Annotated in this window: 5 protein-coding genes; 4 read left to right on the top strand and 1 reads right to left on the bottom strand. The window is 65.9% G+C overall.

The window, feature by feature from the left end:
• Together C2134_RS07310 and mobA are read left to right on the top strand one after the other, a co-directional pair.
• Positions 1–2,750: efflux RND transporter permease subunit (locus C2134_RS07310; protein ID WP_103318790.1), on the top strand; the 2,750-nt coding region annotated here is incomplete at its 5' end.
• Between the two features lie 75 nt (positions 2,751–2,825).
• Entirely contained in the window at positions 2,826–3,422 is a 597-nt protein-coding gene (mobA, locus tag C2134_RS07305; RefSeq protein ID WP_103318789.1) for a molybdenum cofactor guanylyltransferase MobA, read from the top strand.
• A gap of 85 nt (positions 3,423–3,507) precedes the next feature.
• Here the strand turns inward: mobA and fdhD are convergent, their stop codons facing one another.
• A complete protein-coding gene (gene fdhD, locus C2134_RS07300; RefSeq protein ID WP_103318787.1) occupies positions 3,508–4,308 on the bottom strand; it encodes a formate dehydrogenase accessory sulfurtransferase FdhD in 801 nt (266 codons plus the stop codon).
• 83 nt (positions 4,309–4,391) lie between these two features.
• Between fdhD and C2134_RS07295 the strand changes: the two genes are divergently transcribed.
• Together C2134_RS07295 and C2134_RS07290 are read left to right on the top strand one after the other, a co-directional pair.
• The gene (locus C2134_RS07295; protein ID WP_199179892.1) at positions 4,392–4,679 is read left to right on the top strand and encodes a hypothetical protein; all 288 of its coding nucleotides are present in this window, start codon (positions 4,392–4,394) and stop codon (positions 4,677–4,679) included.
• 190 nt (positions 4,680–4,869) lie between these two features.
• Entirely contained in the window at positions 4,870–7,173 is a 2,304-nt protein-coding gene (locus C2134_RS07290; RefSeq protein ID WP_103318786.1) for an FdhF/YdeP family oxidoreductase, read from the top strand.
• The last annotated feature ends 7 nt before the right edge of the window (positions 7,174–7,180 follow it).

Below are 7,180 nucleotides of genomic sequence, written 5' to 3'. Positions count from 1 at the left end.
TGACCGAGATCAACACCCAGGTCAACTCGGTGAAGAACCAGCTGCCGCCGCAGGCGCAGCAGCCGGTGCTGACGGTGCAGACCGGCCAGACCACCGACGCGATGTACATGGGTTTCTATAGCGACACGCTGCCGACCAACAACGTCACCGACTACCTGGTGCGCGTAGTCAAGCCCAAGCTGGACTCCATTCCCGGCGTGCAAACCGCGGAAATCCTCGGCGCGCGCCAGTTCGCGCTGCGGGCCTGGCTGGATTCGGCGCGGATGGCGGCGCATGGCGTCACCGCGGCCGACGTCAGCGCCGCGCTGGCCAGCAACAACACCCTGACCGCGCTGGGCACCAGCAAGGGCCAGATGGTGACCATCCCGCTGACGGCCGACACCGACCTGCACTCCGTGGACGAGTTCAAGAAGCTGTCGGTCAAGCGCAACGGCGACGCCATCGTGCGGCTGGAGGATGTGGCCACGGTGACGCTGGGCTCGGAAAATTACGACTTCAACGTCGCGTTCAGCGGCGTGCGCTCGGTATTCATCGGCATCAAGGTGGCGCCGGAGGCCAACATCCTCGATGTGGCGGAGCGGGTGCGCAAGGCCTTCCCGGACGTGCAGAAACAGCTGCCGACCGGCCTGACCGGCCAGATCGTCTACGACTCCACCGACTTCATCAACACCTCCATCCATGAAGTGGTGAAGACGCTGCTGGAAGCGCTGGTCATCGTGACCGTGGTGATCTTCCTGTTCCTCGGCAGCTTCCGCGCGGTGCTGGTGCCGGTGATCGCCATGCCGCTGTCGCTGATCGGCACCTTCTTCATCATGCTGATGCTGGGCTACTCCATCAACTTGCTGACCCTGCTGGCGCTGGTGCTGGCCATCGGCCTGGTGGTGGACGACGCCATCATCGTGGTGGAAAACGTCGACCGCCACATGCGCGACGGCATGTCGCCGTTCGAGGCGTCCATCGTCGCCGCCCGCGAGCTGGGCGGCCCGATTCTGGCGATGACGGTGGTGCTGGTGGCCGTGTATGTGCCGATCGGCTTCCAGGGCGGCCTGACCGGCGCGCTGTTCACTGAGTTCGCCTTCACCCTGGCCGCCTCGGTGACGGTATCCGGCGTAGTGGCGCTGACGCTGTCGCCGATGATGTGTTCGCGTTTCTTCAAGTCGGACATGGACAACAGCCCCTTCGTCCACGCCATCGACAAAACCTTCGAACGGGTGCGCCACGGCTATCAGCGCATCCTACACAACCTGCTGGAAACCTGGCCGGTGCTGATCGTGATGGGCGCCATCCTGATCGCCCTGCTCGCCGTGATGTTCAAGATGTCCAAGTCGGAGCTGGCGCCGGAGGAGGATCAAGGCATCGTGCTGTCCCAAGTGGTGGGCGCGCCCACCGCGACGGCGGACCAGATGCAAACCTACGCCAACCAGGTGTTTCAGGTGGGCAAGAGCATGCCGGAATACCAGCAGATGTTCCAGATCACCGGCGTGCCCACCGTCAACGCCGGCATAGGCGGCGTGCTGTTCAAGCCTTGGGATCAGCGCAGCCGCAACGCGCATGAAATCCAGATGGACCTGCAGGCGCGCTGGAACAAGATCGCCGGCGCGCGGGTGGCGGCGTTTCAGTTCCCCCCGCTGCCCGGCGCCTCCGGCCTGCCGGTGCAGTTCGTCATCACCACCACCGAACCGTTCGAAAACCTGAACCAGGTGACGCAGCAGGTAATGGACAAGGCGCGCGCCTCCGGCAAGTTCTACTTCCTGGACGCCGACCTGAAGATAGACAAACCGCAGGCTACCGTGGTGGTGGATCGCGACAAGATCTCCGCGATGGGCCTGACCCAGCAGGACGTGGGCAACGCGCTGTCCGCGGCGCTGGGCGGCGGCTACGTCAACTACTTCTCCATCGATGGCCGCTCCTACAAGGTCATCCCGCAGGTGCTGCAAACCGACCGGCTCAACCCGTCGCAGCTGCTGGACTACTACGTCAAGACGCCGAGCGGCAGCATGGTTACCGTCGGCACCGTGGCCAAGCTGAAGTATGAAGTGGAGCCGGAATCGATCAACCGCTTCCAGCAGTTGAACTCCGCCACCATTTCCGGCGTGGCCGGCGTGTCGCAAGGCGAAGTGCTGCAATACCTGCGCGACACCGTGCAGCAAGTGGCCCCCAGCGGCTACACCGTCGACTACGCCGGCCAGTCGCGCCAGTTCATGCAGGAATCCGGCGGCTTCCTGGTGACCATGCTGTTCGCGGTGATCATCGTGTTCCTGGCGTTGTCGGCGCTGTTCGAGAGCTTCCGCGACCCAGTGGTGATTCTGGTGTCGGTGCCGCTGGCGCTGTTCGGCGCGATGATCTTCATCTTCCTGGGCTTCTCCTCGCTGAACATCTACACCGAGGTGGGCCTGGTGACGCTGATGGGCCTGATCAGCAAGCACGGCATCCTGATCGTGGAAGTGGCCAACGAGCTGCGCAAGACCGGCCTGTCCAAGCGCGAGGCCATCGAACAGGCCGCGTCGATCCGGCTGCGCCCCATCCTGATGACCACCGCCGCCATGGTGTTCGGCGTGATCCCGCTGGTGATCGCCTCCGGCGCCGGCGCCGCCGGCCGCTACGCGATGGGCCTGGTGATCTTCACCGGCCTGTCCATCGGCACGCTGTTCACGCTGTTCGTGGTGCCGGCGATGTATATGTTCATCGCCTCGCGCCGCGAGGCCAAGGAGGCGGCGTCCTCTGGCGAGCAAACGCAGCCGGCGCACTAAGCGGCGCTTGCTGCGTTATGATTCGACAGGCGGCCCTCCGGCCGCCTGTTTTGTTTATCCAAACAGGAAATAACAATGTCTACCCGCTTGGAAAATGAAGGCGTCACCGCCCTGCTCTTGGCTGGCGGCCAAGGCTCGCGCATGGGCGGCGTGGACAAGGGATGGGTGGAGCTCGATGGCGTCGCGCTGGCGGAGCGGGTCGCCGCGCGGCTGCGGCCGCAGGCCGACGCGCTGCTGATCAGCGCCAACCGCAATCTGGAACGTTACGCCGCGCTGGGCCAGGTGGTGACGGACGCGGCGGAGTTCGCCAACTGCGGCCCGCTGGCCGGGCTGGAGGCCGGGCTCGCGGCCTGCGCCACGCCCTGGCTGCTCACCGCGCCATGCGACCTGCCTTTGCTGCCGGAAAACCTGGCCGCGCGGCTGCTGGCGTCGCTGCGCGATGGCCGTAGCCAGCTGGCGGTGGCGCGCAGCGCGGGGCAAGCGCATCCGGTGTGCATGGCGCTATCGATCACGCTATTGCCGTCGCTGCGCGACTATCTGCGCGGCGGTGGCCGCAGGGTGCGCGAGTGGCAGGCGCAAGCCGGCGCGCTGGCAGTGGATTTCGACGACGCGCCGCAGGCGTTCCGCAATCTCAACACCCCAGAAGATTTGGCCGCGCTGCAAAAGCGCTGAATGGAAAATGAGGCCGGGCGGCGCGCCTGGCATCCGGCCAAAGCCGGCGCCAACGCGACCCACCCAGCAAACAAGGTCAACGCCCCTATCTGTCTGCCGTGTACTCGACGAAACCGTTCTGCCGGCAGAAGCTGGCCAGCACCACGCCGGCGCGGCGCGCGATGTCCACCGCCAGAGCCGTGGGCGCGGAGATGGTGGCTAGCATCGGAATGTTGACCCTAGCCGCCTTGCGCACCAGCTCGTAGCTGGCGCGGCTGGACATGAAGACGAAACCATCGCCGGGCGAGGCATCTTGCAGCGCCAGATGGCCTATCAGCTTGTCCAGCGCATTATGGCGGCCCACGTCCTCGAACACCGCCCTCACCTCGCCATCCAAGCCGCACCAGGCGGCCGCATGCGCGCAGCCGGTGAGCTGGTTCAGATGCTGCTGCGCCGGCAGCTCGGACGCGGCGCGGGCAATGATCGCGGCGTCGGCGACCAGCGGACGCGACGGCGGCGTGATCCGGTCAGGCGAGAGATCGAGCAGGCCCAGGCTCTCGATGCCGCACACGCCGCAGCCGGTGCGGCCAGCCAAGGAGCGGCGATGATCCTTCAAGGCCAGGAAAGCCGGCTGGGCGATTTCCAGCCTGACCTCGGCGCCGCCGCAGACCAGTTCGGCCTCAACATCGAAAATTTCCGCCCGCCTCGCCACAATGCCCTCGCTCAGCGCGAAGCCCACCGCTAGTTGCTCCAGATGGCAGGGCGTCGCCATCATCACGGCGTGCGAGATGCCATTGAACACCAGCGCCACCGGCACCTCCTCCGCCACCCAGTCCGCAGCGGACTGCGCCGCGCCATCGCGGTGACGCTTTACCTCCAGCCGGGCGGCCCCGGCCTGCTCGCTCATCCCTTCCACTCGCCCCCTCCCTCCCGCGCCTTGGCGACGGGAATACGCTAGACTGCGCGTCGTTTCCGTTAATACTGATTCCCATGACCGCCGACGCCCCTTTGCAGGCAGAACAACTGGACCCGGCCATCGCCGCGCTGCTGGCGCAATTGTGGCGCGCCGAGCACGCCAGCGACGGCCCTTGGTCGCTGCCGCGGCTGTGCAAGCAATCCGGCCTGCGCATGAGCACCTTGCGCCGCAGCCTGACGCTGCTGAGCCAGCTGGAGCTCGCCGCCCTCCGCATCGACGAAGCCGGCCATGGCCAGGCCTGCCTGACCGAAGACGGAAAAACCTTGTGCCGCCAGCTATTCGCAGCGGAGGGCCACGGCTGACATTATCCCCCTGCATGCGCGGCGGAGCCAGCAGGCTGCATGATTCGACACAGCCATGCCATGTCATAGGTATAAAAACTTGACCCCGCCCCGCAACGACGAATTATCCTAGTAAGCTTAGCCACCGCGCCGCCCGCAGCCATGCCAGGCGGTACGCGTTTTACCGCACACCGCATCTGGAACCCCCACCATGGATCACAAGCGCAAGGCACGCATCGCGCCCTACCCGCAGCCGGCCGGCGGCCTGGATTCGCTGAAAAGCACCACCATCACGCTGCTGAAGGAAAAAGTCCCCGGCAGCCGCTACAAGACCCTGCTGCATCAAAACCAGCCGGACGGCTTCGACTGCCCCGGCTGCGCCTGGCCGGACCGCGAGCACACGTCCACGTTTGAGTTCTGCGAGAACGGCGTCAAGGCGGTGGCGGCCGAAGCCACCTCCAAACGCATAGGCGCGGACTTCTTCGCCCGCCATACCGTGACGGAACTGCTGCAACAGAGCGATTACAAACTGGAGCAGCACGGCAGGCTGACCGAGCCGCTGGCCTACGACGCCGCCAGCGACCGCTACCTGCCCATCAGCTGGGACGACGCCTTCGCGCTGATCGCCCGCCATCTGAAGGCGCTGGACGATCCCAACCGCGCCTCGTTCTATGTCTCCGGCCGCACCAGCAACGAAACCGCCTTCCTGTTCCAGCTGTTCGTGCGCCTGTACGGCACCAACAACTTCCCGGACTGCTCCAACCTGTGCCACGAATCGTCCAGCCGCGCGCTGCCGCAGACGGTGGGCGTGGGCAAGGCCACGGTGGTGCTGGACGACTTCGAACACGCCGACACCATCATGGTGTTCGGCCAGAATCCGGCCACCAACCATCCGCGCATGCTCAACGAACTGCGCGCGGCGGCCAAACGCGGCGCCACCATCGTCTCGATCAATCCGCTGAAGGAAAAAGGACTGGACCGCTTCGCCAGCCCGCAGCATCCGATGGACCTGCTGAGCGGCGGGGCCGAGATCAGCTCGTTATTCATCCGCCCCACCCTGGGCGGCGACTTCGCGCTGATCAAGGGCGTGGCCAAGCGGGTGCTGGAGCTCGATGACGCGGCCGTGGCCAGCGGCGGCGAGCGCGTGCTGGACGTGGATTTCCTGGCCGAACACTGCAGCGGCTTCGACGCCTTCGCCGCCGATCTGCGCGGCGAGAGCTGGCCGGACCTGATCGCCGCGTCCGGCGTGCCCTTCCAGGACATCGAGGCATTGACCCGCGTCTACGTCCAGGGCAAGGCGGTGATCTGCACCTGGGGCATGGGCCTGACCCAGCATCGCGATTCGGTGGCCGCCATCCAGATGCTGTCCAATCTGATGATGCTGCGCGGCAATATCGGCCGCCGCGGCGCGGGCCTGTGCCCGGTGCGCGGCCACTCCAATGTGCAGGGCGACCGCACCATGGGCATCGAGGACAAGCCTAGCCAGGCATTCCTGGATCGGCTGGCCCAGGTTTACGACTTCGAGCCGCCGCGCCAACACGGCCTGGACGCAGTGGACACCATCAAGGCGATGCTGGACGGCCGTGTCAAGGTCTTCGTCGGCCTGGGCGGCAACTTCGCCATGGCCACGCCGGACACGCCGCGCACGTTTGAAGCGCTGCGCAACTGCGCGCTGACGGTGCAGATTTCCACCAAACTGAACCGCAGCCACCTGATCCACGGCCAGGACGCGCTGATCCTGCCGACGTTGGGCCGCACCGAGATCGATCTGCAGCAGACCGGCCCGCAAGGCGTGACGGTGGAAGATTCGATGTGCATGGTGCACCTGTCCTACGGCATCAATCCGCCGGCGTCCAGACAGCTGCTGTCCGAAACCGACATCACCGCGCGCATGGCGCATGCCACGCTGGGCAGCGACAAAGTGGACTGGCTGTCCTACGTAAACGATTACGCGCGCATCCGCGACGAAATCGCCAAGGTGCTGGATGCATTCCGGGACTTCAATGCCCGCGTGGCTCAGCCGGGCGGCTTCCATCTGACGCCGGCCTCGCGCGAGCGGCGCTGGCTCACGCCCAGCGGCAAAGCGCAGTTCATCGTCAACGCGCTGGAGAAGGACACGCCCATCGCCCGCGCCCGCGCGCTGCATGGCGACAAGCTGATGGTGCTGATGACCGCCCGCTCGCACGACCAGTACAACACCACCATCTATGCCCTGGACGACCGCTACCGCGGCGTCTACGGCCAACGCCGTGTATTGCTGATACACCGCGACGACATCGCGCGGCTGGGCTTCGCCGCCGGAGAGCGGGTGGATATCTTCACGGTATGGCATGACGGCATCGAACGCCGCGCCGATGGCTTCCTGCTGGTGGAGTACGACATCCCGCGCGGCTGCCTGGGCGCCTACTTCCCGGAAACCAATCCGCTGATTCCGCTGGACAGCGTGGCCGACATCTCCAACACGCCGACGTCCAAATCGGTGCCGGTGCTGCTGCGCCGCTCGGCTGCAAGCTGAGCAGGCG

Source organism: Chromobacterium sinusclupearum (assembly GCF_002902845.1).
Lineage (GTDB): Bacteria > Pseudomonadota > Gammaproteobacteria > Burkholderiales > Chromobacteriaceae > Chromobacterium > Chromobacterium sinusclupearum.
The sequence above is the reverse complement of the archived record's forward strand: the minus strand, read 5'-3'. Positions and strand labels throughout refer to the sequence as shown.

What these genes read in the sequence shown, in the direction of transcription:
- mobA (WP_103318789.1), top strand. Translation starts at nt 2,826, where the DNA reads ATGTCTACCCGCTTGGAAAATGAAGGCGTCACCGCCCTGCTCTTGGCT.
- fdhD (WP_103318787.1), bottom strand. Translation starts at nt 4,308, where the DNA reads ATGAGCGAGCAGGCCGGGGCCGCCCGGCTGGAGGTAAAGCGTCACCGC.
- C2134_RS07295 (WP_199179892.1), top strand. Translation starts at nt 4,392, where the DNA reads ATGACCGCCGACGCCCCTTTGCAGGCAGAACAACTGGACCCGGCCATC.
- C2134_RS07290 (WP_103318786.1), top strand. Translation starts at nt 4,870, where the DNA reads ATGGATCACAAGCGCAAGGCACGCATCGCGCCCTACCCGCAGCCGGCC.